25 protein-coding genes are annotated in these 22,899 nt (G+C 48.5%); 12 read left to right on the forward strand and 13 right to left on the reverse strand.

What is annotated here, in order from left to right:
* On the forward strand, positions 1-3,072 hold the full coding sequence (locus ACJ67_RS00640) for an efflux RND transporter permease subunit (RefSeq protein WP_049637467.1): 3,072 nt from the start codon (positions 1-3) through the stop codon (positions 3,070-3,072).
* 796 nt (positions 3,073-3,868) lie between these two features.
* Here ACJ67_RS00640 and ACJ67_RS00645 read toward each other — a convergent pair.
* From ACJ67_RS00645 to nudB, 3 genes are all read right to left on the reverse strand, one after another.
* A complete protein-coding gene (locus tag ACJ67_RS00645) occupies positions 3,869-4,297 on the reverse strand; it encodes an HIT family protein (RefSeq protein WP_049637468.1) in 429 nt (142 codons plus the stop codon).
* Complete coding sequence (gene nadA, locus ACJ67_RS00650; protein WP_049637469.1) at positions 4,297-5,394, reverse strand: quinolinate synthase NadA; 1,098 nt, start codon at positions 5,392-5,394, stop codon at positions 4,297-4,299. Before nadA ends, ACJ67_RS00645 begins: the two co-directional genes overlap by 1 nt.
* Before the next feature lie 100 nt (positions 5,395-5,494).
* Positions 5,495-5,950 carry a dihydroneopterin triphosphate diphosphatase gene (gene nudB, locus ACJ67_RS00655; protein ID WP_049639688.1) on the reverse strand — a complete coding sequence of 152 codons (456 nt, stop codon included), beginning with the start codon at positions 5,948-5,950 and terminating at the stop codon, positions 5,495-5,497.
* A gap of 91 nt (positions 5,951-6,041) precedes the next feature.
* On the opposite strand from nudB, the gene ACJ67_RS14765 reads away from it, so the two are divergent.
* A complete protein-coding gene (locus ACJ67_RS14765; RefSeq protein ID WP_156171614.1) occupies positions 6,042-6,242 on the forward strand; it encodes a hypothetical protein in 201 nt (66 codons plus the stop codon).
* A gap of 142 nt (positions 6,243-6,384) precedes the next feature.
* Here the strand turns inward: ACJ67_RS14765 and ispH are convergent, their stop codons facing one another.
* The gene (gene ispH / locus ACJ67_RS00660; RefSeq protein ID WP_049639689.1) at positions 6,385-7,350 is read right to left on the reverse strand and encodes a 4-hydroxy-3-methylbut-2-enyl diphosphate reductase; all 966 of its coding nucleotides are present in this window, start codon (positions 7,348-7,350) and stop codon (positions 6,385-6,387) included.
* Between the two features lie 104 nt (positions 7,351-7,454).
* Between ispH and purU the strand changes: the two genes are divergently transcribed.
* Entirely contained in the window at positions 7,455-8,309 is an 855-nt protein-coding gene (gene purU, locus ACJ67_RS00665) for a formyltetrahydrofolate deformylase (RefSeq protein WP_018986955.1), read from the forward strand.
* A gap of 64 nt (positions 8,310-8,373) precedes the next feature.
* Here purU and lysA read toward each other — a convergent pair whose 3' ends face one another.
* Positions 8,374-9,618, reverse strand: a complete 1,245-nt coding sequence (gene lysA, locus ACJ67_RS00670) for a diaminopimelate decarboxylase (RefSeq protein ID WP_049637470.1) — start codon at positions 9,616-9,618, stop codon at positions 8,374-8,376.
* Positions 9,615-9,809 carry a lipoprotein gene (locus ACJ67_RS15210; protein ID WP_369799108.1) on the reverse strand — a complete coding sequence of 65 codons (195 nt, stop codon included), beginning with the start codon at positions 9,807-9,809 and terminating at the stop codon, positions 9,615-9,617. The genes lysA and ACJ67_RS15210 overlap by 4 nt, the downstream gene beginning before the upstream one ends.
* On the opposite strand from ACJ67_RS15210, the gene ACJ67_RS14770 reads away from it, so the two are divergent.
* Genes ACJ67_RS14770 through ACJ67_RS00705 form a run of 7 tightly spaced genes read left to right on the forward strand, consistent with a single transcriptional unit; the run spans position 9,751 to position 17,154 of the window.
* Positions 9,751-9,921: a hypothetical protein gene (locus tag ACJ67_RS14770; protein ID WP_156171615.1), complete on the forward strand. Its 171-nt coding sequence runs from the start codon at positions 9,751-9,753 to the stop codon at positions 9,919-9,921. The two genes, ACJ67_RS15210 and ACJ67_RS14770, sit on opposite strands and share 59 nt — an antisense overlap.
* A 14-nt stretch (positions 9,922-9,935) precedes the next feature.
* Positions 9,936-10,346: a type IV pilin protein gene (locus tag ACJ67_RS00680; RefSeq protein ID WP_049637472.1), complete on the forward strand. Its 411-nt coding sequence runs from the start codon at positions 9,936-9,938 to the stop codon at positions 10,344-10,346.
* A gap of 2 nt (positions 10,347-10,348) precedes the next feature.
* Complete coding sequence (locus tag ACJ67_RS00685) at positions 10,349-10,861, forward strand: GspH/FimT family protein (RefSeq protein ID WP_049637473.1); 513 nt, start codon at positions 10,349-10,351, stop codon at positions 10,859-10,861.
* Positions 10,855-11,259: a hypothetical protein gene (locus ACJ67_RS00690; protein ID WP_049637474.1), complete on the forward strand. Its 405-nt coding sequence runs from the start codon at positions 10,855-10,857 to the stop codon at positions 11,257-11,259. Before ACJ67_RS00685 ends, ACJ67_RS00690 begins: the two co-directional genes overlap by 7 nt.
* Complete coding sequence (locus ACJ67_RS00695) at positions 11,256-12,413, forward strand: PilW family protein (protein ID WP_049637475.1); 1,158 nt, start codon at positions 11,256-11,258, stop codon at positions 12,411-12,413. Before ACJ67_RS00690 ends, ACJ67_RS00695 begins: the two co-directional genes overlap by 4 nt.
* Positions 12,403-13,098 (forward strand): pilus assembly PilX N-terminal domain-containing protein, encoded by a 696-nt coding sequence (locus tag ACJ67_RS00700; RefSeq protein ID WP_049637476.1) that lies wholly within the window; start codon positions 12,403-12,405, stop codon positions 13,096-13,098. The genes ACJ67_RS00695 and ACJ67_RS00700 overlap by 11 nt, the downstream gene beginning before the upstream one ends.
* 9 nt (positions 13,099-13,107) lie before the next feature.
* Complete coding sequence (locus ACJ67_RS00705) at positions 13,108-17,154, forward strand: pilus assembly protein (protein WP_231587209.1); 4,047 nt, start codon at positions 13,108-13,110, stop codon at positions 17,152-17,154.
* 260 nt (positions 17,155-17,414) lie between these two features.
* Here the strand turns inward: ACJ67_RS00705 and ACJ67_RS14905 are convergent, their stop codons facing one another.
* Positions 17,415-17,564: a hypothetical protein gene (locus ACJ67_RS14905; RefSeq protein ID WP_018986944.1), complete on the reverse strand. Its 150-nt coding sequence runs from the start codon at positions 17,562-17,564 to the stop codon at positions 17,415-17,417.
* Between the two features lie 166 nt (positions 17,565-17,730).
* Between ACJ67_RS14905 and ACJ67_RS00710 the strand changes: the two genes are divergently transcribed.
* Positions 17,731-18,141 carry a hypothetical protein gene (locus ACJ67_RS00710; protein ID WP_049637477.1) on the forward strand — a complete coding sequence of 137 codons (411 nt, stop codon included), beginning with the start codon at positions 17,731-17,733 and terminating at the stop codon, positions 18,139-18,141.
* 4 nt (positions 18,142-18,145) lie between these two features.
* On the opposite strand, the gene ACJ67_RS00715 is transcribed toward ACJ67_RS00710, so the two are convergent.
* The 5 genes from ACJ67_RS00715 to ACJ67_RS00735 all read right to left on the reverse strand — a co-directional run bounded on the left by ACJ67_RS00715 (position 18,146) and on the right by ACJ67_RS00735 (position 20,628).
* Positions 18,146-18,649, reverse strand: a complete 504-nt coding sequence (locus ACJ67_RS00715) for a DUF1993 family protein (RefSeq protein ID WP_049639691.1) — start codon at positions 18,647-18,649, stop codon at positions 18,146-18,148.
* A 10-nt stretch (positions 18,650-18,659) separates the two neighbouring features.
* Complete coding sequence (locus tag ACJ67_RS00720; protein WP_053092870.1) at positions 18,660-19,262, reverse strand: ATP-binding protein; 603 nt, start codon at positions 19,260-19,262, stop codon at positions 18,660-18,662.
* A 150-nt stretch (positions 19,263-19,412) separates the two neighbouring features.
* The gene (locus ACJ67_RS00725) at positions 19,413-19,781 is read right to left on the reverse strand and encodes a hypothetical protein (protein WP_019880923.1); all 369 of its coding nucleotides are present in this window, start codon (positions 19,779-19,781) and stop codon (positions 19,413-19,415) included.
* On the reverse strand, positions 19,778-20,152 hold the full coding sequence (locus ACJ67_RS00730; protein WP_019880925.1) for an HTH domain-containing protein: 375 nt from the start codon (positions 20,150-20,152) through the stop codon (positions 19,778-19,780). Before ACJ67_RS00730 ends, ACJ67_RS00725 begins: the two co-directional genes overlap by 4 nt.
* Before the next feature lie 47 nt (positions 20,153-20,199).
* The gene (locus tag ACJ67_RS00735) at positions 20,200-20,628 is read right to left on the reverse strand and encodes a hypothetical protein (protein ID WP_019880926.1); all 429 of its coding nucleotides are present in this window, start codon (positions 20,626-20,628) and stop codon (positions 20,200-20,202) included.
* Between the two features lie 124 nt (positions 20,629-20,752).
* Here ACJ67_RS00735 and ACJ67_RS00740 point away from each other — a divergent pair, with 124 nt between their 5' ends.
* Positions 20,753-21,109 carry a helix-turn-helix domain-containing protein gene (locus ACJ67_RS00740; protein WP_019880927.1) on the forward strand — a complete coding sequence of 119 codons (357 nt, stop codon included), beginning with the start codon at positions 20,753-20,755 and terminating at the stop codon, positions 21,107-21,109.
* A 173-nt stretch (positions 21,110-21,282) separates the two neighbouring features.
* Here ACJ67_RS00740 and ACJ67_RS00745 read toward each other — a convergent pair whose 3' ends face one another.
* Positions 21,283-22,872 (reverse strand): hypothetical protein, encoded by a 1,590-nt coding sequence (locus tag ACJ67_RS00745; RefSeq protein WP_019880928.1) that lies wholly within the window; start codon positions 22,870-22,872, stop codon positions 21,283-21,285.
* Between the last annotated feature and the right edge of the window lie 27 nt (positions 22,873-22,899).

The raw sequence follows: 22,899 nt of genomic DNA on the forward strand, positions 1-22,899 counted from the left end.
ATGAATTTTTCCGCCTGGTCCATCCGTAATCCGGTTCCGGCCATCTTATTGTTTGTGGTGCTGACTTTTCTTGGCCTGAAATCGCTTAACCAATTAGGCAAACAGAATTTCCCTGATATCGAGTTACCGGTCATCACTGTGAGTGCGACGCTGGAAGGCGCGGCACCGCCGCAACTCGAAACCGAAGTCGCACGCAAGATTGAAGACAAGATTGCGACTATTGGTGGCATTGAGCATATGACCACCACCATCACGGATGGCAGCGTCAGCATCAGCGTGCAGTTCACCATTGATACCAAAAGTGAAGAAGCCCTCAACCTCGTACGCAACGCCGTGGATAGTGCCCGTTCCGAGCTACCTGCAGCCGTGACGACCCCCACCGTTTCAAAAGTGACCACTTCCGGCAATGCCATCCTGACGTATGTCGTTTCCGCAGAAAATATGGATGAAGGCGAGTTGTCATGGTTTGTCGATAATGAAGTCAGCAAAGCGATGCTGGCCGTCAACGGCGTGGGCAAGATCACGCGTACTGGCGGCGTAGACCGCGAGGTGCAAGTGAACCTCGACCCCACGCTGATGGCAGGGCTCGGTGTCAATGTGAGCGATGTCTCTGCGCAGCTCAAACGCGTGCAACAGGATGCATCTGGTGGCCGCGGCGATATTGGTGCCAATATCCAGTCGGTGCGCACCTTGGGTGCCTTGCATAGTGCCGATGAGGTACGCGACCTCGATATCCCACTCGGCGATGGCCGTCATATCAAGCTGTCGCAAGTGGCAGAAGTGCTGGATACCTATGCTGAGCGTACTACTTATGCCAGTTATGATGGCAAGCCCGTCATTCGTTTTGAAATTACGCGTAGCAAAGGCACTAGCGAGGTGACCGTCGCCAAAGATGTACGTGCGGCGCTGGAAAAATTTGAGCAATTGCATCCACAAGTCAAAATTGTGGAGGCGTTTAACATGGTCAAGCCGGTAGAAGATAACTACGAAGGCTCCATGCACTTGCTGTATGAAGGCGCATTACTGGCGATTCTGGTGGTGTGGTGGTTCTTGCGTGATTGGCGCGCCACCATTATTGCGGCGGTGGCTTTACCGTTGTCCATGATTCCTACTTTTGCATTTATGCAGTATTTTGGCTTTTCGCTCAATGTGCTGACTCTGTTGGCCATGGCGCTGGTCGTGGGTATCCTGGTCGATGATGCGATTGTGGAGATTGAAAATATCGTGCGTCATTTGCGCATGGGCAAAACGCCTTACCAGGCAGCCATGGAGGCGGCAGACGAGATTGGTTTTGCCGTGATTGCGACGACATTTACGCTGGTGGCGATTTTTCTGCCAACGGCGTTTATGGGCGGGATTCCGGGCAAGTTTTTCAAGCAGTTTGGCATCACCGCCGCTATTGCGATCTTGGGCTCGTTAGTGGTGGCGCGTTTGTTAACACCCATGATGTCCGCCTATCTGCTCAAGGCGCATCCTGTCGAAGAGGAAACCGACTCCGCGTCTATGCGCTGGTATTTGGGCTGGGTCAGCTGGTGCTTAAAGCACCGCAAAACGGTGGTGGCAGGCTTTATCCTGTTTATTATCGGTTCATTAAGCCTGATGCCTTTGTTGCCCAAAGGTTTCGTCCCGTCTTCCGACAGTAGTCAGACTAAGGTCAATATCGAGTTGCAACCGGGTACGCCCCTGGCACAAACACGGCAAGTGGTGCAGATGGCAGAACAACTCGTCAAGCAACATCCCGAAGTCAAGGCTGTGTTTACAGCGGCTGGCACGGCCAGTACCGGTGGTGGTGGGCCGAATGCTTCACAAAACACCACCGATGTGCGCAAGGGCAGTCTGGTGATCAGCCTGACCGACCGCAGTGAGCGCAAGCAAAAACAGTCTGAAATTGAGGCCGACTTGCGCGAGCGGTTGAAAAACCTGCCTGGGGCAAGGGTTACGGTCGGTATCGGCGAGTCAGGTGAGAAATTGCAAATCACGCTCGCCAGCGATGATGCGAATGCGTTAACCAGTGCTAGCCAGCAATTGCAACAGCAATTAAGGACCTTGAATGGTGTGGGCAATATTACCTCCAGCGCCAGTTTGCAACGGCCAGAGGTACAGATTATCCCGGATATAGACAAGGCAGCTGAGTTGGGCGTGACTGTGGAGTCCATCGCACAGGTGATTCGCGTGGCAACTTCAGGAGATTTCTCCAATACCATGCCCAAGCTGAATCTGCCGCAGCGGCAAGTGCCGATCCGCGTGCGTTTGGGACCTAGTGTGCGTACCAGTTTGCAAGAAATCGCCCAGTTACGTGTTCCGTCACGCAATGGGAGTGTTAGCCTGGAAACCGTCGCGACAGTCCGCATGGGTAGCGGCCTGCAGCAGATTGATCGCATGGACCGGATGCGCAATGTCACCTTTGATATTGAGCTCAACAAACGTCAGATTGGCGAAGTCATGCGTGAGGTGCAGCAACTGCCTGCCATGCAAAACCTCCCGCCTAGCGTGAAACAGCTTGAAGCTGGCGATGCCAAGCGTATGAACGAGTTATTTGCCAGTTTTGGTGGCGCCATGATTATCGGCGTGATGTGTATCTATGTGGTGCTAGTGTTGCTATTTGGTGACTTTTTGCAGCCCGTCACGATTCTAGGAGCCTTACCGCTGTCATTGGGTGGCGCTTTCTTTGCGCTGCTGGTGACCCATAACAGCTTCTCCATGCCAAGCGTGATTGGGTTGTTGATGCTGATGGGGGTGGTGACCAAAAACTCCATTCTACTGGTGGAATACACCATCATGGCGCGCAAAGAACGCAAGCTCAGTCGGTTCGATGCCATTATTGATGGCTGCCACAAACGCGCACGCCCAATTATCATGACCACCATTGCCATGGCAGCCGGGATGATGCCGATTGCGCTGGGCTGGAGTGCAGACCCCAGCTTCCGCTCACCAATGGCGATCACGGTGATAGGTGGATTGATTACCTCTACGGTGTTGAGCCTGGTTGTGATTCCGGTGTTGTATACCTATGTGGATGATTTGTTGGGGTGGTTGCGGGGTGTGGGGAGATTGGCGCGGAAGCACGTGTAATCTCTATAAAATGCAGTTGATTAAAATGAGGCGTGCTGAGAGGTGCACCTCGTTTTTTATTGGATGTATAAGAAGGTAATTCTTTAGTTTTTTGTTTTGGTGACGGGATTGAGGTCAGTTTCTTTTCGCCCCTTGGCGAGTTACTTTTCTTTGCTTGCCCAAAGATAAAGTAACCAAAAGAAAGTGCACCCTAGCTTCCGCTTTTATCCTGCGTTGCTCGACCTAGGACTTTCGTCCGTTGCTTTGCCAGACTTAGGCCAAGCGGTCACGAAACTCGACCTGGCAGCTCACAAAGTGCGTGAGCTGCTGCGGGACTCGAACAGTCGCTCCCTTTACTCTTGTTTTGTCTGCGCTACTTGGCGCGTCAGATAGGGGCCCATGAAAAGCACACGCTTTCACCTAAGTGGAATTCTTTGCATTGCATCACGCACGATTACCGTGAAAAAAGAAAATGATTTGTAGTTTCTGCTTTTAATTGAAAAGTGATTTAGCGCCCTGAATTTAACATGTCCAGCGAACGTTTCATCGTGGTGGGTTTGAACGGGCCCCTATCTGCCGCGCCGAGTAGCGCAGTCAGCGTGGGAGTATTTGGCCATTGGCTGTTTGAGTTCCGCAACAAGCCACGAAGTGTGTGGCTTGTCAGGGCGAGTTTCAATGGACGCCCACGCTGATGAGCAACGCAGGATAAAAGCGGAAGCTAGGGTGTCTTATTCTTTGCCTTCTTTCTTATGGACAAGCATAAGAAAGAACGGTCGCCTAGAGGCGAAAAGGAGAGCTGCTAATGAAAAACTAGAGCTTAACTCTCAAGCGCACATTCCACACACTCAATCACAATCTTCTGCAGTTTATCCCTCACTGCCTGACTCAATGGCTGCACCCCGGAATCCCGCATAGGCTCTCCCCAATGGCTATTAGGGAAGTGCTTGTCACTCTCGAATCTAGGTATTATATGCCAATGCATATGAGGGGTTTTATTGCCCAAGCTTGCCAGGTTGATTTTGTCTGGCTGAATCACTTCGCGCATTGCAGTTTCCACCGCAAACACGACTTTCATGGTGCGTGCGCGATCAGCGGGCGGCAGGTCAGTCATTTCTTTCACGTGTGCCAGCAGTTCGACGCGGCAATAGGCTGGGTAATCTGCATCGTGCAATAACACCACACGGCAAAAATCATCTTGCCATAGCAGGTCGTGCGGTGAGGGTTGGCACAGTGGACAGTCGCTCATTATGAGACTGCCAGCATTCTATCCAAAGTCAGTTTGGCCAGTTTGGCTTCGTGTTCAGGGACTTTGATCTGGTTGACCACATTGCCTTCAGCCAGGTTTTCAAGGCACCAGGCCAGGTGTTGTGGGTCAATACGTGCCATGGTCGAACATTCACAAACAACATGACTCATAAACTGCACCAGTTTGTTTTGTGGTTTCATTTCTTCTGCCAGGCGAGTGACCAGGTTTAGCTCAGTCCCCACCAGCCATTTGGTACCAGGTTCGGCTTCACTGACGGTACGCAGGATATATTCGGTAGAGCCGACATAATCAGAGTTAATGCAAACTTCAAATGCCGTTTCCGGGTGGGAAATCACTTTGCCATCCGGGTGTTGCGCGCGGAACTGGTCGATATTTTGTTTGCGGAACATTTGGTGAACGGAACAATGACCTTTCCATAGCAGGATTTTGGCATCCTTGATTTGTTGCTCTGTCAGGCCACCCATGGGCAGGTCTGGATCCCACACCGGCATTTGTTCCAGCGGGATACCCATTTTGTGGCCACTCCAGCGACCCAGGTGCTGATCGGGGAAGAATAGGATTTTTTCGCGCTGGCTAAAGCCCCATTCCAGAATTTTTGGCGCATTGGTACTGGTGCAGACAATGCCGCCATGCTCGCCGCAGAATGCTTTCAAGTCGGCAGCCGAGTTGATATAAGTGACTGGCGTGATGGTCTCATCAAAATTGAGGACTTTATTCAATTCGCGATAACTGCGTTCTACCTTGGCCAGGTTGGCCATATCTGCCATGGAGCAACCAGCTGCGAGGTCAGGCAGAATGACAATCTGCTCAGGACGGCTCAGAATGTCTGCCACTTCGGCCATGAAATGTACACCGAGGAATACGATGTACTCGGCATCCAGGCTGTCGCAATATTTAGACAATTTCAGCGAATCACCAGAATAATCCGCATGGCGGTAAACGCTTTCGTGTTGATAATGATGGCCCAAAATCACCAGGCGGTTACCCAGTTTTTTGCGGGCCGCCAGAATGCGTGCCTGACAATCGTCGTCTTGCGCGGTTTGGAATTTCTCAAATTGGATAGTGGCAGTTTGCATGCTTTCCAGACATCGGGCCCAGCCCGGCTTTCATAAAAATGATATTTTACAGCTGATTAGGATTTATCCCAATCAATCCAAGACGATAAATGCATGTTGATCATAGTGTTAGATGGTGGTGCTCACCTAGTTTTTTCAAGGCATCCACATTGGTCCAGCTAAATACTTTTTTTGCAGCCACACGCCAGTCTACCCACTCGTAATGTGTATGCTCGTCTGGCGCCAGCGTGACGGGGAGCGTTGTTGGCAGGCACAAACCAAACAGGTGCTCGGTGTTTTCGGTGATCCCTGGCGCATAACGGTAGCGCCAGTGCGGGTAAATTTCATAAACATTGCTGGCTTTCCAGTCCTGGAAATCGTAGGCAAGCGCGTCAAGTCCGGTCTCTTCTTTCACTTCACGAATGGCGGCGTCACGAGGTGTCTCCCCAGTCTCTATACTGCCAGTCACCGACTGCCAGAATCCGGCTTTGTCGGCACGCTCCAGTAGCAAAACCTGCAGATCAGGCGTATGGATCAAAATCAGGGCAGAGACGGGGATCTTATATGGTTGTGTCATACAAACATTGTCTATAAACATCACCATATTGTCTATGGTGGCTAAAGAGCACAGGGAATCCTTTTGCACTTTACTGCTGCCGCTGTCGCTTGTGGCTGATATACAACGCGATTGTTCAAGGAGTAAGCTGGTTTTAAAAAACCAATCTGGTGGTTTATTTCAGCCATTTAGTGGATTTTCTTGTAAGTGCCTTCTAATTATTTCCATTAAAAATCAATTTGTTATTGTTATTTTTGGAATTGGCACGGTAAATGCAACTAAACAAACAGCCACTCAGCTTGAAGCCGGGTGACGATGCAATCTCCATCACTTAAGTATTGAAGCAACTGCATATAACCACAACAAGAAGCATCTTTCCCCGATTATCCTTTCCCGAGGATATTGCTTGCCCCAAGCTCTCGAGCTTGGGTTTTTTTTGCCAACAATATTAACGGCTAGCCTTGCTTGCGTTTTTCGGCGTTAACCAGGTTTTTCGGCAGTTGGAACACCACGTTTTCAACCACCCCTTGCAGTTCTTCAACCTGTGCAGCGCCCATGGTTTGCAAGGCAGCAATCACCTCTTTAACAAGTACTTCGGGCGCAGAGGCACCAGCCGAGATGCCAATTTTTTGTTTGCCTTGTAACCACTCTGCTTTCAAGTGGCTGGCATTATCAACCATATAGGCTTCCACCCCCTGGTTTTTTGCGACTTCACGCAGGCGGTTAGAGTTTGAGCTGTTGGGTGAGCCGACAATAATGACGAGATCGCAGTCCTTAGCCATGATTTTGACTGCGTCCTGGCGGTTTTGCGTGGCATAACAAATATCATCGCTTTTAGGGGCTTTAATATTCGGGAAGCGGTCTTTCAAAGCATTGATGACTTGCGTGGCATCGTCTACGGAGAGTGTGGTTTGTGTCACGTAGGCGAGTTTTTCAGGGTCTGCGACTTGCAAGGCGGTGACATCTTCCGGGGTTTCCACCAGGTATATGCCGCCAGCTTCCGATTGGCCCATGGTGCCTTCTACCTCGGGGTGGCCTTTATGACCTATCATGATGATTTCCAGGCCGTCTTTGCGCATCTTGGCCACTTCGATATGCACCTTGGTCACCAGTGGGCAGGTGGCATCAAAGGCAGTCAGCCCACGCGACTCTGCCTCTGCGCGTACCGCTTTGGAGACGCCGTGTGCGCTGAAAATGACAATGCTGCCTGCTGGAATTTTTTCCAGCTCGTCGACAAAAATGGCGCCTTTTTCGCGTAGTTGCCCCACGACGAATTTATTGTGGACAACCTCATTGCGAACATAAATGGGCGCGCCAAATTTTTCCAGCGCCTGCTCGACAATAATGATGGCACGATCTACCCCAGCGCAAAATCCGCGCGGGTTGGCCAATACGATATTCGGTAAAGCGTTTGTTTGCATAATCCATTCCGTGAAGGAGAGTGCTGCATTATGTGCAGTGAGCCACAAGGTCTGGCAGGCATCAGGTATAATCTGCGTTTTGTCGCTAACAATAACCATCAGTTATGAAAAACACTGCTACCTTGCTGATTACCTGCCCCGATACCAAAGGAATTGTGGCGGCGATTGCGCAATTTTTGTATGAGCACAATGCCAATATTTTACACGCAGACCAGCATCAGGATGCGGAAAATAATCTGTTTTTGATGCGCGTAGAGTGGGACCTGACTAATTTCAATGTAGCCGTGGCCGATTTTGAACAGGCGTTTGGGCCGGTGGCACAACGTTTTGACATGACCTGGCAACTCAAACTGTCTGAGCAAAAAACACGTATGGCCATCATGGTCTCGCAATATGACCATTGTCTGGTCGACTTGTTGCATCGACATCATAGCGGCGAACTGGCGTGCGAGATCCCACTGATTATCAGTAATCACCGTGACACCGAGAAGCTGGCGCAGTTTTATGGCATCCCGTTTCACTACCTGCCGATGACCAAGGAAACCAAGGCTGAAGTTGAAGCACAGCAGTTTGCCTTGTTTGACCAACACAAGATTGATCTGATTGTGCTGGCGCGATACATGCAGATTCTGTCACCGGATTTTGTCGCACGGTATCCGCAGCGGATTATCAACATCCACCACTCATTCCTGCCGGCCTTTATCGGCGCACGTCCTTATCACCGTGCGTTTGAGCGTGGCGTGAAACTGATAGGTGCGACCAGCCATTATGTGACAGAGGTGTTGGATGAGGGGCCGATTATTGAGCAGGACTTGGCGCGCATTTCACACCGCGACCAGGTGGAAGACCTGATTCAGAAAGGTCGTGACCTGGAGCGGGTCGTATTATCAAAAGCGGTACGCTGGCATATTGAGCATAGAATTTTGCTCTATGCGAACAAGACGGTGATCTTTGATTAAAGGGATTACTAAAAATAAAAAACCGAAGCTTAACGGCTTCGGTTTTTTATTGGTTGCTTGAATCTTATGGCAGCGTACGTTCCAGTTTAAACAGGTCGGCAATCTGTTCACGTTCACGGATCACATGCACCTGATCCCCGTCCACCAGCACTTCTGCCGCACGCGCACGCGTGTTGTAATTGCTGGCCATGCTCATGCCATAAGCCCCTGCTGAGTGAATCGCCAGGTAGTCGCCTTCAGCAATCGCCAGGCTACGGTCGTGGCCCAAAAAGTCGCCACTTTCACACACCGGGCCAACGATTTCATAGAGTTGTGCGGGGGCTGCAGAAGGGGCAATGGTCGTAATGTTGTGGAAAGCATCATACAAAGCCGGGCGCATGAGGTCGTTCATGGCGGCATCGACAATCGCAAAGTTTTTGGTTTCGCCAGGTTTCAGATATTCGACCTTGGTCAGCAGCACACCGGCGTTACCCACCAGGGCGCGGCCGGGCTCAAACAGCACTTTTACATTCCTGCCTGCCAGCTTTTTAAGAATCGCTGCAGTGTAGGCTGCAAAGTCTGGTGGCGTTTCGTCGCTGTAAGTAATGCCAACCCCGCCACCCACATCAATATGCTGGATATGAATGCCTTTGGCAGCCAATGCATCTACCAGGCCCAATACTTTATCCAAGGCATCGAGGAAAGGTGACAGCTCAGTGATTTGCGAGCCGATATGGCAATCGACGCCATGTATGTCAATGTTTGGCAGTTGCGCCGCTTTTTCATACAGGCCCAAGGCATCTTCAAATGCCACACCAAATTTATTGTTTTTGAGGCCGGTGGAAATATAGGGATGGGTTTTGGCATCCACATTGGGGTTCACGCGCAGGGAAATAGGCGCTTTTTTGCCCAGGCTGGCCGCCACCTGCTGGATGCGGTCTAGCTCATTCACTGATTCCACGTTGAAGCAGAGAATGCCCGCTTCAAGCGCGGCTTTGATTTCCGCATGGGATTTGCCCACACCAGAAAACACCACTTTTTTCGGATCGCCACCCGCGGCCAGGACGCGTGCCAGCTCACCACCGGACACAATATCAAAGCCTGCCCCCAATCGCGCAAACAGGTTGAGAATGGCCAGGCTTGGGTTGGCTTTGACAGCAAAGCAGATCAAATGGTCATGCCCAGTCAGGCCAGCCTTAAAACGCTCGAAAGCAGTGGTCAAGTCGGCTCGTGAATAGACGTAAGTGGGCGTTTGATGCGTTTGTGCAATGTCACGCAGGGCTACATTCTCGGCATGTAGTAGGCCTTGTTGGATTGAAAAAGCTGTCACGATGAAGACTTATCTTGTTGAGGCGTTTGAGGGTATTGGCGCTCAGGAATATACAGGTCCCCTTTGAGACCACAGGCACTCAATTGTGCCAATAGCAGGGCAAGCGCCAATAATCTCGTATAGAAGGAAAACATGTTCACAGTCCAATGTAAATTGGGTGCCATTTTACCATTAAACCTGCAGTCGCTCATGGCGCCAGTGACTGGGCGGTTTAGTGGTTTGACCGTTTGTCGGGCAATCCTGACCATTGGTCGGCCGATGCTGGACATGACAGCCGCCTGTTTGCATGATAAGGCTATCTAAAAAGGGGTTTGATAATGAAGTGCTCAAATCAGTACGGATTCAGCCTGATAGAAGTCATGGTCGTGGTGGCGATTATGGGCATCTTGGCAAGTATTGCCTTACCAGGCTACCAGGATTACGTCAAAAGCGGTAATGCCGCGGAAGCGCCAGCTAACCTGGCCAATTGCCGTGTGCAGGCCGAACAGTTTTATCAGGACAATTTCACTTATGTGGGGTTTGCCTGTGTCCCCAGTGATGCCAAATTTTTTGATTACAGCATTGAGAACCAGTCAGCGACCACTTATACCTTAAAAGCCACCGGTAAATCCGGTCAGAATATGGGTAATTTTTCGTTTACTGTGAATCAGGATAACGCCAAAACTTCTACGTTTGATGGTACAGCGGGGGGTACATGTTGGCTCACTTCTTCTTCAGGTAGCTGTTAAGCATGCGGCAAAAGGGATTCACTTTGGTAGAGCTTGTGGTCACTATGGTGGTGCTAGTGGCTGTTTCTACCATCGCGATTCCAGCCTTTCAAACGGCGATTGGCAATGCGCAAATTCGTACTGTCGCTGAATCTATCCGTGATGGTCTGCAGCAGGCCAGGGTAGAGTCCATCAAACGTAATGCCCGGGTGAGATTCACGCTGCAGACTAATAGTGCATGGCAAGTGGGTTGCGTGACAGAGGCAACAGGGTGCCCTGCATTGATTACGCAGAAAAGTGCGACTGAAGGCGCCTCTAGTAACACTGCCGTGTCGGCAGATAATTACACGGCGGTGTTCAGCAGTTTTGGCACACGTGATCCAGCGACACCGGTCGGATTGTCAGTGGTCAATATCACCAATACGCAAGTAAAAGCTGAGGAGCGTAAAGCATTACGTGTCGTGTTGGCGGCCGGTGGGAATGTCAAAGTATGTGACCCTTCTGTGACCACTGAAGGAGATCCCAGAGCATGTTAAATCGTTCAAGACACGAAAACAGGTTACCAAACACCGTCCAAAAAGGATCGGTATTGATTGAGTCACTGGTCGCGCTGGTGATTTTTAGTATGGGCGTTCTGGCCCTGGTAGGTTTGCAAAGTGCCATGATCAAAAATAGCAGCGATAACCGCTATCGTGCGGAGGCACAACTGATTGCACAAACGCATATCGCCAATATGATGGCTTATGGGGGAGATGCAGCCAACTATATTACTCAGGTGGATAAAGACAAAATCAAGTCGCAGTTGCCTAATGGCACGCTGACTTTTTCGGCATTGACCAATACCATGGTGACGGTTACTGTGGGCTGGCAGGTGCCAGGCGGCAACCCTCACCAGGTCAATGCCTCAAGTTATCTGTTTGATGTGATGCCATGACAACTAAGCCTGCCATCATTTTCTTAACGATACGCCGGGCCCGCTTTCAGGCTGGCTTAAGTCTGGTCGAGCTATTGGTTGGCCTGTTGATCGGCTTGATCGCAACATTGGCGATCAGTAACCTGTTCAGTGGTTTTGAAGCACGCAAGCGCATGATTGCGGGTGGCGCTGATGCGCAATCCAGTGGCGTGCTGGCCATGTATTATATGCAGCGCGATGCGCAAAATGCAGGCTATGGCTTGCCACTCTATAACAGCAGCGATCCCTCGCCGCTGCTATGCCCGATCGATACTTCTATCAACCAGGCGGGTGTAGTCATCAATCTGTCTCCTGTCATCATTGTCGATGGCGGCACGGGTAATGATATTGTGCGTATCCGCTATGGTAATCCTGCCAGCGGTGGCGCTTCTCTGAGAGCAACTGGAACCATGATTGCGCCTACTCTGGATGGACGACTCATTGGTTGCCAGGAAAATGATGTGGTGTTGTTCCATCAGACACCGGCTAATCCCAATTGCAGCCTGGGACGCCTACAATCACTACGCGCTGACCGAACCATTAATACGCTTTCTGAAATTAATACACCGCCGACTGCAAGTCCGGTATCCATTTTAAATGGTGCCAACCAAGTGCGCTTCTCGTGTTTGGGCGTATGGAATCAATATGAATATAGCGTGAATGAGGCTATGGAACTCACCCGAACCGGCGGTACCCCAGGCGCCGCGCCATTCCCCAATAGCACTGCGGTACCGGTGGCGAGCGATATCGTGGCATTGCAGGCCCAATATGGTGTTACCAATACCATAGACCCCAGTGCAAGCAACGCAACAGCTGCGGCCTATTTAAACCGTGTTGACCAATGGGTGGATGCGACAGGGACTTATGGGCCTTCCATCGCCTTGCTGGATAGGAACCGTATTCGTGCCATCCGGGTCTCCGTGATTGCCAGGGACGGAAACTTGCAAAAGGGCGTGGTCAGTCAGGCATGCAATGGTGCAGCCGTCGGTGTAAGCAAGGTGTGTATCTGGCAAGCTGACGCAACGCCTGCGAATGTGGATTTAAGTAGCATACCTAATTGGCAGCGTTACCGTTACCGTACGTTTGAAGCCACTATCCCGCTCAGAAATATCATCTGGAACCGTGATGCGTTATAGCCATTTATTCACAATAGAAATGCAGGCTGCTTTCAGCCGCCAGCGTGGCATTGTATTGTTTTTTGCCTTGCTGGCCTTAGCCGTCATGTCGATCGCTGCAGTGGCATTGATTCGGAGTGTGGATACCAATGCTTTATTGTCTGGCAACATGGTATACCGCCAGTCTGCAAGTACAGCTTCCAATGTGGCATTGGAAGGTATTGCCCAAAGGGTCGCTAACAGTGTGACGTTGGCTGACAGCCTCAGTCATCACCCGGAGCAAGGTTATTACGCTAATTGCAGCCAATTTGATACGCAACCTGATGCATTGGTATGCGATGGGAATCAATTAACCACGATGACCTGGAACGACGCTAACAGTAGCCTTGCGCCTAATCAAACAGACGGCAACGATGAAATCCGCAACGGGGTTGATCGTCAGGGCAACGAAATTCGCTATGTGGTTGAGCGGATGTGCAACTACAGCGATGCAGAAATCAATGGCGGGAATGCGCAGAGTGATGCCACGCGTTGCATGATGGCTAGCTCTCCTAGTAATGGAGAGAACTGTTCGCATAACATCGCCAATCTTGAGTTTTTCAAGCCTTGTGTCGCTAGCTCAGATTCGCCTTTGTATCGTATTACGCTGCGTATCGCCGGGCCTAAAAATACCCTTACGTTTATGCAATCGTTTGTCTCCAACTAGGCAGGTGGCATGATGACAACTCAGCACTGGATAAAAAAACTTCTTTGTTTGTGTATATTGTTGCCTGGCGCGTTGCAGGCCGAGTTTTTGGACCTCGCCACCGTGCCATTGCAAACTTCAGGAAGTTCGGATGTCAAGCCGAACCTGATGTTTGTACTGGACAACTCTGGCAGTATGGCCTGGGATTATGCGCCAGACTGGGCCAACTCTTCCTCAGACTGGCTGTTCGCAAACTCAGACTACAATACACAGTACTACAATCCTGAGGTGCAATATAGTCCCCCGCTCAATTACCTCGGCGTCAGTATGTCCAACCAGACGAGCTTTAATGCGGTCGCCAATGAGGTGAATGACCAGGGACAAACCAAAAACGGTTCGTCTGACCTCAGGTCATCTGCTTATTATTATGCTTTTGTGCCGGGAGAGTATTGTTCAACCCCTGGGCTGACAAGTTGCGTGATCTCTAAGGTAGCTACCGGCGAGTACATTTATCCTGCGCCTATCCGTTGGTGTAATTCAGGCACGGCTGCCACCAGGCGTACACTGACGACCTCGCAGCGCTGTCAGAAAATCCGCAACGCCAGTACGACGGTTAATGACACTGGGAATACTTACACCAATCTGCGCAGGCCGGTTTCGACCTATACGCTGACCCTGAACAAAACCAGTAGCAATGCCTCAGTACAAAGTATCAAGATTAATAATATGGAACTGTTATCCGGGACTGTGTCGGCTAATTTTTTTGACAACAGTTCTAACTTGGCTTCTGATGTACTTTCGGCCATGTGCAGAAGCAGCAGCCTGAGTGGTAATTGTAAATTGGCCAGCAATACGGTGACCCGCAGTTCTAACGTGCTTACTATTGTTACTTATGCTGGTGAACCGATCAATCCCGCTTCGCCCATCCAGGTGACAATGACAGGCGGAAACTATACGGCGCAACTGGCCACCAACACCACGAGTGATATTCCTGGCAGCATGGTTTACGTCAGTATTGTCAACACGATTGATAGTTATACCGCGCCAGGCAAAACCGTAAAAGGCAATGACAGGGCGGATTGCGCCAGTCCAACGATCTGCACCTATACAGAAGAAATGACCAATTTTGCTAACTGGTGGGCGTATTATCGCACCCGTATTCAATCCATGAAAACAGCTGCCAGCCAAGCATTTAAATCACTGGACTCGCGCTATCGAGTTGGGTTGGTGACCATTAATAGCTCTAGTTCCAATTATCTGGCGATAGGCACCTTTGATAGCAGCCAGAAGCAGTCCTGGTACCAAAAGTTGTTTGCGGTTTCCCCAAGTGGTAGTACGCCTTTGCGTACAGCATTGGCCAATGTGGGACGTCAGTATGCCGGGAAAAAAATATGGGGCTCTGATGACCCTGTACAATATGCCTGTCAATCCAATTTCACATTGCTGACCACCGATGGCTACTGGAATGATTCCAGCACGCCGGTTCGAATTAATGGCAGCTCGATTGGCAATCTGGATAGTGGCACGACACCCAGGCCCCAGTTCGACAGTAGCAGTAAGTCCAATACCCTAGCGGATACGGCCATGTATTACTACGATACGGATATCCGTGATGGCACATTCTCAAATTGTACCGGGGCCTTGGGTGCTTCAGTATGTGGTAGCTCCAATGATTATCCCAAGCAAAACATGGTGACCTTGACCCTGGGGTTGGGTATTGATGGCACACTGGTCTATACCGATGACTACAAAACGCAGATATTGGGGGACTTTAAAGATCTCACCAATGGGACAAAAAACTGGCCTGACCCGACTGCCAATGAAGACGGCACGCGAATAGATGATTTGTGGCATGCTGCCGTGAATGCGGGAGGCACCTATTACAGTGCCAGTAACCCAAAACTGTTACGGGACTCCCTGGCAAAAGGGTTGTCCGAGATCAAGTCCCTGCAAGGCGCAGCCGCTGCAGCTGCAGCCAGTAGCCTGGCACCGACTACTGGGGATAATTTTCAGTATGTGGCCAGTTACCAGTCTGTGAAGTGGATAGGCAATCTGGAATCGCGGACTGTCAATGTGAATTCTTTGCAAACGTCTCAAACGGCAGTGTGGTGTGTGGAAAATGTAGCAGCAGAGTCTTGTACAAAGCCTGCAGTTTCTTATTCAGGGCCGGATGGAAACTTGTATTGCAAAACCACAAATTCGAGCCAGACGGACTGTGACGCGGCGAAAGGTTCACTAGGATCCTCACCTGCATTGAACTTTAGCGAACCGGCTTCATGTTATGTGCCGATTGCCAGCAGCTGTACAGGTAAACTGCGCGGCCAGCTTGGGTCTAGAAATATCTATTTTAACGGTAATAATGCGTTGGTACCGTTTAATGCTGGCAATTTGCCAGCGCAGCATACTACTGCTTTATCCAATGGATATCTGGCATTAAGCCAGATGCAGGGATTGCAGGCGACGGACCCGAAGATTACGGATGCCAATAAAGTGGTTAAGCTGGTGGATTATCTTAAGGGAAATAAAACCTATGAGGATACCAGTACGAATACAGTGTCGGATAACCGGCTGTTTCGTGAGCGCCAGGCGGTATTGGGAGACATTTCGCAATCCCGTCCAGCCTATTTCAAAACATCAAATGCTGGTTATCTGGATGCCAATTACAAAACGTATAAAACAAATACTGCAACCCGTACTCCAGCGGTCTATGTAGGCGCTAATGATGGTATGTTGCATGCATTCAATGCCACTACAGGGCTTGAAATGTGGGCTTTTATACCGACACCAGTGATTCCTAATCTGGCCAATCTGGCTGATAAAGAATATGGCGCTAATTACCACACCAATTTCGTTAATGGCAGCCCGGTTGTGGCTGATGTGTGTATTTCCGGTTGTTCGGGCTCCAGCGCCGTCTGGAAAACCATCCTTGTATCTGGTCTGAATGGTGGTGGACGCGGCTATTTTGCGATTGATGTGACAACCCCGGAGTCGCCAGTATTATTGTGGGAGTTCTACGCGCAACCATCCGGTGCAAACAGTAGCTTAGGCTATACCTTTGGCAACCCCGTAGTCACCAAAATGCAAGATGGTCGTTGGGTGGTACTGCTGACCTCTGGATATAACAATGGAACCTACGCCAGAAAACTAAGCGATGGTACTTATGTGAACAATAACCCGGCTGGGGATGGTGGTGGCTATTTGTATGTGCTGGACGCTAATACTGGCAGCCTGCTCAAGACTTTGTCTACCGGGGAGGGCAGCGCAGCGGCGCCAAGCGGTTTGGCGAGAATCTCTGCCTTTGCCGACCAAATGTTTGAAAACAATACCGCACTCAATGTCTATGGCGGAGATTTGAATGGCAATATCTGGCGCTTTAATATCAACACCAACGCGGTGACCAAGATTGCATCCTTACGCGATGGCGGCGGTACATCGCAAAAAGTCACCACGCAACCAGAGCTGGGCAAAGTGAACAGTAATATTGTCGTGATGGTGGGGACCGGTAAGTTCCTGGAGCTGTCCGATTTAACCAATATGCCATTAAACTCAGCTTACGCTTTTAAGGATAATGGTCAAACCACAGCCATCAGCCGCAGCCAGCTGGTATTGCAAACCATCAGTGGGGATCGGCAGGTGACCTCGACTGGCACGGTTAACTTCGATACCGGTTATGGCTGGGTGCTGGATTTCCCTGCAGGCGAGCGCGTCAACCTCGACCCCCTGTTATTGAATGGTGCGCTAATGATGCCAACCATGGTGCCCAGTAGTGAGGCTTGTAGTGGCGCAGGCTATGGTTGGTTCAACTTCTTTAACTATAAAAAGGGAGGCTCCTTGCTCCCCAGTGGTATTGTGTCCGAACGCATGATTACCCCGGCCGTTGGTTACAACATTGTCTACGATGGTAATGGTGTGCCCCATGTGGTGGTGACTGGCAGTAATGATCCTACCCCACAGCAACTCAGTCTGGATGAGCAGGTATTCGGGCTGTCGGCCACTAACAAGTCAACGGTCATCTTTAAACAAAAGGATAATGGCAGCTATGGCACCAAACAGAGTTGGCATGAGTTGATACAGTAGCAATAAAAAAGCCCCGATCGGGGCTTTTTTATTGCTGGATTCATTGCATGAAGACTACTTCACCTTTTTTGCAAATACATACAAGATGACGCAAATTGCGACGACGACGCCAATCAGAGTATAGATGCCTACCGCGCCTAAAAACATGGTTGCCTCCTGTCAAATGATGGTCGAGGCTTTATTTTAGGCAGACAATGCGGGACTGTCTAGTTGCGGTTAGTAACTGGCTTGCGCAAATAGTCCTGGTGTCGTATACACAATTACACCACTTCCAGGGAAAGTTCGGCTGGTTTGTAAATCGACTGGATATTATTGTCCGCTGTAATGTCCTCAGCCAAGTACATAATGTCTTGTGCTGTCATTAATTCTGGTACGCTGTAGGGCAGTGGCTCGTCTGACCATTCGTTCATGATTCTTCCTTTATTCACTAACGGATATAATGGTATTAACGTCATGTTGGCTCCATTCTTAAATGATGTATTTCTTTTATTCGTGGCGACTTGATTAAATCTATGTTAACCAGTCTGTATGACGCTTTAATGAAGCAATTACTTACCTTAGATTAAGGATGGCCTGATGAAACGTTCACAAGTGATCGTGGTGCTGGTAGTGGTGCTACTTGGATCTGCGGGTGTGTGGTATTGGCAATGCCTGACCGAAGTGGAGCCGGGTAATCAGCAAACTGACATGGGGCAGGCGATTAACCAGTGCGATCTGATTGCCACCAAGGCCGCGGCAGAATTGCCTGAGGCACTCCCTTTCCAAAAGCTGGAAAAGGCGGCCAGGCAGTCACGCGTGCTGGATCGTTGTATGCAGGATAGAGGCTATCAGGAAAATCCTGTCTGGGTCAGCGAGACAAGTAAGCGGGTGCCTGATATTGCGCGTGAGCAAGGCATCTCGGAGAGCGAGGCATTTGAGACGTTGCGTCGGGATGCCATGTTGCAGTCGAAAGGGAAATTACCTGCCTACTGGCGTAAGCGTTCGTAACAAATTATCTCTTTTGACCCAGATAATCAGTTTTGCCCAGTGGCACACCTAGATGACGCAGGATGTTGTAGGCGGTTGTCGTGTGAAAATACACATTGGGCATTGCCCATTTCTCCAGGTAATCAAGGCCGCTAAACGTTAAATCCACTTTGCGGATCGTCAATACCACCTCTTTGCTTGCAGCGCCTTCAAGCTGTGCAGGCTGAATCTGCATCAAAAACTCTACTGTTTTATCTATACGCGCATACAGCATTTCAAAGCTGGTTTCATCGTCTGCATATTGCGGAATTTCAAGGCTTGCCAACCTGGCACCGGCTCCTTTGCTCATATCGCTGACAAGTTGTACCTGTTTGATCAGAGGATACATGTCAACAAACAGCCGGCTATTCAAGAGAACTTCTGGCGCAACTTTTTTCTGCTCTGCATACTCTTCGCCCTGTTGCAAAATATGCCTGAGATTTTCCAAATTGCGTATCAACGGGGCGATGCTGACATCGTATAAGTGCATGGTATGTTCCTCAATAGTCATAACGCCGATATTGTAGCGCTTCCGCAATGTGTGCATCGCTAATATGTGGCGAGTCAGCCAGGTCGGCAATAGTCCTGCCCACTTTCAGGATGCGGTGATAGCTGCGGGCCGAAAGCGAGAACTTTTGTAAGGCCGTCTGTAACAGGTGGTTGGCCTGTTCACTCAATTGGCAAAAGGCAGAAATTTCCATTGGGCCCAATGCCGCATTCGTTTTTTGCTGGCGTTGCAGTTGTCGCTGTCTGGCAAGCTCCACTCTGGAGCGCATGCTCATGCTGCTTTCACCAGGATGAGGATGGCTGATTTCTTCCGGCTTAAGCGCAGGGACCTCTATATTCATGTCAATGCGGTCCAATAGGGGGCCCGAAAGTTTGTTTTTGTAACGAAGAATCTGTTCCGGAGTGCAGCGGCAGCGCTGGTTGTAATGGCCGTAATAGCCACAAGGGCAAGGGTTCATGGCTGCAATCAGTTGGAATTGGGCTGGAAAAGTCGCTTGCCTGGCAGCCCGAGAGATGGTGATATGTCCACTTTCCAAGGGTTCACGCAGCACTTCCAACACTTTGCGATCAAATTCAGGTATTTTGCTTTTTACCATGCTTTACAATAAATGTAGTCCATATCTTGATAAGCCACTACTTTTTTGTTGTATGCGAATTAACTGGAAACTCCTGAATGCGGTCGACAGTAATCCGGATCAGCTCGTGATGGAAGATAAAACTTACTGATTTTCTCTGCCAACGCTCTCTTAAAGGTCAATTTTAGCGTGCTTATTTTCTTCGGTAACCATTGATATCAACATGGCGAGATCTGTTTGATCAGTGTTTATTTGTTGATCTTCTGAAGACTCATTAAACAAACTTGAAATTAATTTGAGCTCCAGATCTTGTGGGGATAATCGGGCTATTGCCGCCAATTGATCGGCAGTTGGCAGGCCGTGATCAGAAGAGTATGCAATTTTTAACGAATTTCTTAAGCTAATGAGTACTAACTGAATCAACGCTTCAATAGATGTTGTACCAGTGATTGTCATGAGCGCATTAGCTGTTTCCAAGCTAACTGAGGTCTCAGTGTCGCTTTCAAAATGTATAGTTATTTGCGTAGAGTGCGCTTTCATGTGAATCTGCATTCAAGGGTCACTTGTTCGACAACAGCGCATACCACTTTAATACGCCTGAGACCCGGGTGGACTTTTTCTGTTACGATGATCATGCCTGCAGCTTGCATAGCATCAATATCGCGCTTTACAGTGCTTCTATTTCGCTTAAGTCTTTTTGCTAGAGCAGTAATTGACCCAGGTTCTTTCTTGATAGCTCTGAATAAATTTAATCTTGCACCGGAAATTAGTTTTATAAGGTCACTTGGATCTTCAAACGTTAGAATTAGTTTACTGGGGGCTGGCTTACTTGCATCTAACGCTCTAGAAATGAGAACCCCTCTTTTGAAAAAGTCTGCATCAGATCCAGTTTTGATTGGGACTTTCTTCATTTTTGTTCCCTTAAGGCGTGTAGAAGATTGAGCGCACTAATAACCACTTAGCTGAACTTTAAGATTGTATCGAATTTAAGATTTAGTAAATCTCCACCAAACCCACCAAGATCGTAATCTAAAAACTTACCGATTTCAGTTTCAAATCGGTAAATAATATTCGCGTAATCTTCAATTTGGTAGATCGCTTTTGAAATCGACCTCAGCCTTTGAATAGACCAGCTTTCAGTCTTATTCAAATTAGCTGGGGTTACAATGTAAGTCTTCTCAATCTCATTCATGCTTGCAAAATGATGAAGATTAATTACATCACCAATTAGGTGAGTCGATCTGAAAGTCGCCTCCACAGAGCCCTTTTCAAATTGAGGTACCTCGCACATAAACCAGGGCGAAAACGAAATAAGTTCCACACCAGAGAAGTTAAATGAATCCTCCCAAAATGAAGGAATGAAGTTGTCTTTGTTGGCAATGAACATGAGGTCAAACACAATATTATGAACAATATATCGTTCATTATCTCAGTATGTTATTCAAAGATATACTAATTCTTTAAATATAACAGCTTGCCATTAATAGTATAAATACATGGCCCACTCCTAAATGACCAATATATTGCGTGGTTATATATTGGTCGGTAAGCAAATATTCAAGCTTCCTTTTGACTGGAAGTTTGCTGTGGATATTAAACAAGCATTTGGGAAAACTTTCGCAAAAGCAAGAAAGAGTGCGAAGTTGGTACAAGACGATTTTGAGCAGGTTAGCTCAAGGTCTTACATTAGCTATATTGAGCGGGGTAAGGTTTCAATTAGTTTGGAAAAGTTAGATGAATTGTCTGAAGTCGTTGGTCTGCATCCCGTCTCTTTATTGTTTCAGACTTACTTATCAACTGACAAAGATAATTCTGCGTTAGATTTGATTTCTAGGATTATGGCGGATCTTAAAAGATTTGAAGAGTAACCATTATGAAATGATTTCACTCTCACATCCTAACTGATAGCAGTTGCAAACTTCTATTGCCTGGAGCTTTGATTATGTGGCATAGAGCTTCCAATTATTTACGATCTGTCGTTATACATTCGCATGTATCTTGCTGCATATTTTGAAGAAGTCTTTGCTACATTAAATGATCATTAGGGCGTCCGGCCCCTGATTGGCTCCAAAGGAGTGTTATCAGTGGTTTGAGTGCCCGACTTCACCAAGCCATCTTGGAACTGAAGGAATGTGCCAACCTCGATGATATCTAAGGGATAGTTTTTGTTTAGATAGAACATTAATATGGAGTTCGCAACTGTGTCGCCCGTTGGGTCGATTAACGCGAATGCTACTAAACTAGGGACTATGTTTTCTTTATCGTGGGCACCGTAAACAGCTTTTAAGTGTAGCTCAAGTATCCATACTCGCTTAGGAAGATGCATCGTCCTAAGTTCGTCTTGCAGCTCTTTTGGCATAGTTGTTGTTGTTGCCCAGGTTCTGAGTTTCCGTTTTTCAACTAATAGAACTCTAATAGCAATATCTGATGCGGACAGTTCGAGTGCTTCTTTATCTGCAGCGGTAGCAAAGCCTTCATATATATCTGAAACGACAGTTAAACCAATACTTAACGCCTCCTCACCAGACATGAAAACATCAGCTGGTAACAATGGCAATGCGTACACCATTTGTTCCATTGAGTAACCTGTGCCACCTCCAGATGAAGAAGGAAACGGCATGTATGGACCAGAATTATCATTATTGATAATGAAGTCTGGAATCCAACTCGAAGCATGTACTAACCTTAAATCTAGGCTTGCTGAATTTGAGACCTCTACCGTCTGGAATTCTGTGGTGTTGGCATTCCATGTATGGCCAACTGCAACAACTGCATGTCCGCCAATTTTATGGATTAGTAGTAAAACGACTGGTATTTCAGATTCAATGTATGGGTGGATAGTTCGTTTTGCTGTTTGAACATCAGCAGGATTCATGGCATCTAGGCTTTGGTTATGCCACTGCCCTAACCAAATAGAATGTGGAGAATAACCTGCTGACCTAATCGCTTCCATCATTTGAATCTGAGTTAATCCTTGGCGATTCGGTTTGATACGTCCGTTGGCGTTATAGCGAGTAGCAGCATCTGTAATTTGTGCGGGATCGTGAGCTCGATCACCTTCCCGTTTACGGAGTGTTCTTAGGGCCATCCAAATGGAGGCTTGAGCACATGCGCCTACAGCATTATCTTGCTGCATAAATGGTGTTCCGAAGACAGACAATTCTCTGCCCATAATATGCACAGGAAATTTATCGGCGCTTCGTATAAATCCAGGTACGACTTCTGAGCTTAAGATTGTCGCACCTACTGGACTCGTAATAACTGGTCTGAGAGTAATAAAACCTAAATAATGTTCAGGTGGTGTCGAGTCAATATATTCCAGTTGGGTTAACTCGGTGGCTTTAGACTCTTTGAAGAAGTGCAGTCTTGTACAGTAGCGACTGACTTCATTGAATTGCTTGCTGTAGTACGAGCTATATTCTGCTAGAAAATCTGGATCAAGCACTTTGTGTTGAGCCATTATGGTTATTGCGCCAGCCTGAAAAAGCGCTTCACAGCATTTTAGTAATGGATTCTGAGTGTCAACAGATTGTTGAGGTTTACGGCGTGAAATGGACTCAAGTTCTGAATATACAATACTCAGAAGAGAATTATAGTCCGTGATATTGTGAATTGTTATTCTTGGATCCATAAAAAAGCCGTCCTATGACGGCTCTAT

The sequence above is a fragment of the Methylophilus sp. TWE2 genome (assembly GCF_001183865.1).
Classification (GTDB): domain Bacteria; phylum Pseudomonadota; class Gammaproteobacteria; order Burkholderiales; family Methylophilaceae; genus Methylophilus.

Coding starts and splice junctions, on each gene's coding strand:
- ACJ67_RS00745 (WP_019880928.1), bottom strand. CDS start 22,872: ATGGATCCAAGAATAACAATTCACAATATCACGGACTATAATTCTCTT.
- ACJ67_RS00710 (WP_049637477.1), top strand. CDS start 17,731: ATGAAACGTTCACAAGTGATCGTGGTGCTGGTAGTGGTGCTACTTGGA.
- nadA (WP_049637469.1), bottom strand. CDS start 5,394: ATGCAAACTGCCACTATCCAATTTGAGAAATTCCAAACCGCGCAAGAC.
- ACJ67_RS00740 (WP_019880927.1), top strand. CDS start 20,753: ATGACCAATATATTGCGTGGTTATATATTGGTCGGTAAGCAAATATTC.
- ACJ67_RS00730 (WP_019880925.1), bottom strand. CDS start 20,152: ATGAAGAAAGTCCCAATCAAAACTGGATCTGATGCAGACTTTTTCAAA.
- ACJ67_RS14770 (WP_156171615.1), top strand. CDS start 9,751: ATGTTCACAGTCCAATGTAAATTGGGTGCCATTTTACCATTAAACCTG.
- ACJ67_RS00685 (WP_049637473.1), top strand. CDS start 10,349: ATGCGGCAAAAGGGATTCACTTTGGTAGAGCTTGTGGTCACTATGGTG.
- ACJ67_RS15210 (WP_369799108.1), bottom strand. CDS start 9,809: ATGAGCGACTGCAGGTTTAATGGTAAAATGGCACCCAATTTACATTGG.
- ACJ67_RS00680 (WP_049637472.1), top strand. CDS start 9,936: ATGAAGTGCTCAAATCAGTACGGATTCAGCCTGATAGAAGTCATGGTC.
- ACJ67_RS14905 (WP_018986944.1), bottom strand. CDS start 17,564: ATGAACGAATGGTCAGACGAGCCACTGCCCTACAGCGTACCAGAATTA.
- ACJ67_RS00690 (WP_049637474.1), top strand. CDS start 10,855: ATGTTAAATCGTTCAAGACACGAAAACAGGTTACCAAACACCGTCCAA.
- ACJ67_RS00645 (WP_049637468.1), bottom strand. CDS start 4,297: ATGAGCGACTGTCCACTGTGCCAACCCTCACCGCACGACCTGCTATGG.
- ACJ67_RS00715 (WP_049639691.1), bottom strand. CDS start 18,649: ATGCACTTATACGATGTCAGCATCGCCCCGTTGATACGCAATTTGGAA.
- purU (WP_018986955.1), top strand. CDS start 7,455: ATGAAAAACACTGCTACCTTGCTGATTACCTGCCCCGATACCAAAGGA.
- ACJ67_RS00700 (WP_049637476.1), top strand. CDS start 12,403: ATGCGTTATAGCCATTTATTCACAATAGAAATGCAGGCTGCTTTCAGC.
- ACJ67_RS00725 (WP_019880923.1), bottom strand. CDS start 19,781: ATGAAAGCGCACTCTACGCAAATAACTATACATTTTGAAAGCGACACT.
- ispH (WP_049639689.1), bottom strand. CDS start 7,350: ATGCAAACAAACGCTTTACCGAATATCGTATTGGCCAACCCGCGCGGA.
- ACJ67_RS00705 (WP_231587209.1), top strand. CDS start 13,108: ATGATGACAACTCAGCACTGGATAAAAAAACTTCTTTGTTTGTGTATA.
- nudB (WP_049639688.1), bottom strand. CDS start 5,950: ATGACACAACCATATAAGATCCCCGTCTCTGCCCTGATTTTGATCCAT.
- ACJ67_RS00640 (WP_049637467.1), top strand. CDS start 1: ATGAATTTTTCCGCCTGGTCCATCCGTAATCCGGTTCCGGCCATCTTA.
- ACJ67_RS00720 (WP_053092870.1), bottom strand. CDS start 19,262: ATGGTAAAAAGCAAAATACCTGAATTTGATCGCAAAGTGTTGGAAGTG.
- ACJ67_RS00735 (WP_019880926.1), bottom strand. CDS start 20,628: ATGTTCATTGCCAACAAAGACAACTTCATTCCTTCATTTTGGGAGGAT.
- ACJ67_RS00695 (WP_049637475.1), top strand. CDS start 11,256: ATGACAACTAAGCCTGCCATCATTTTCTTAACGATACGCCGGGCCCGC.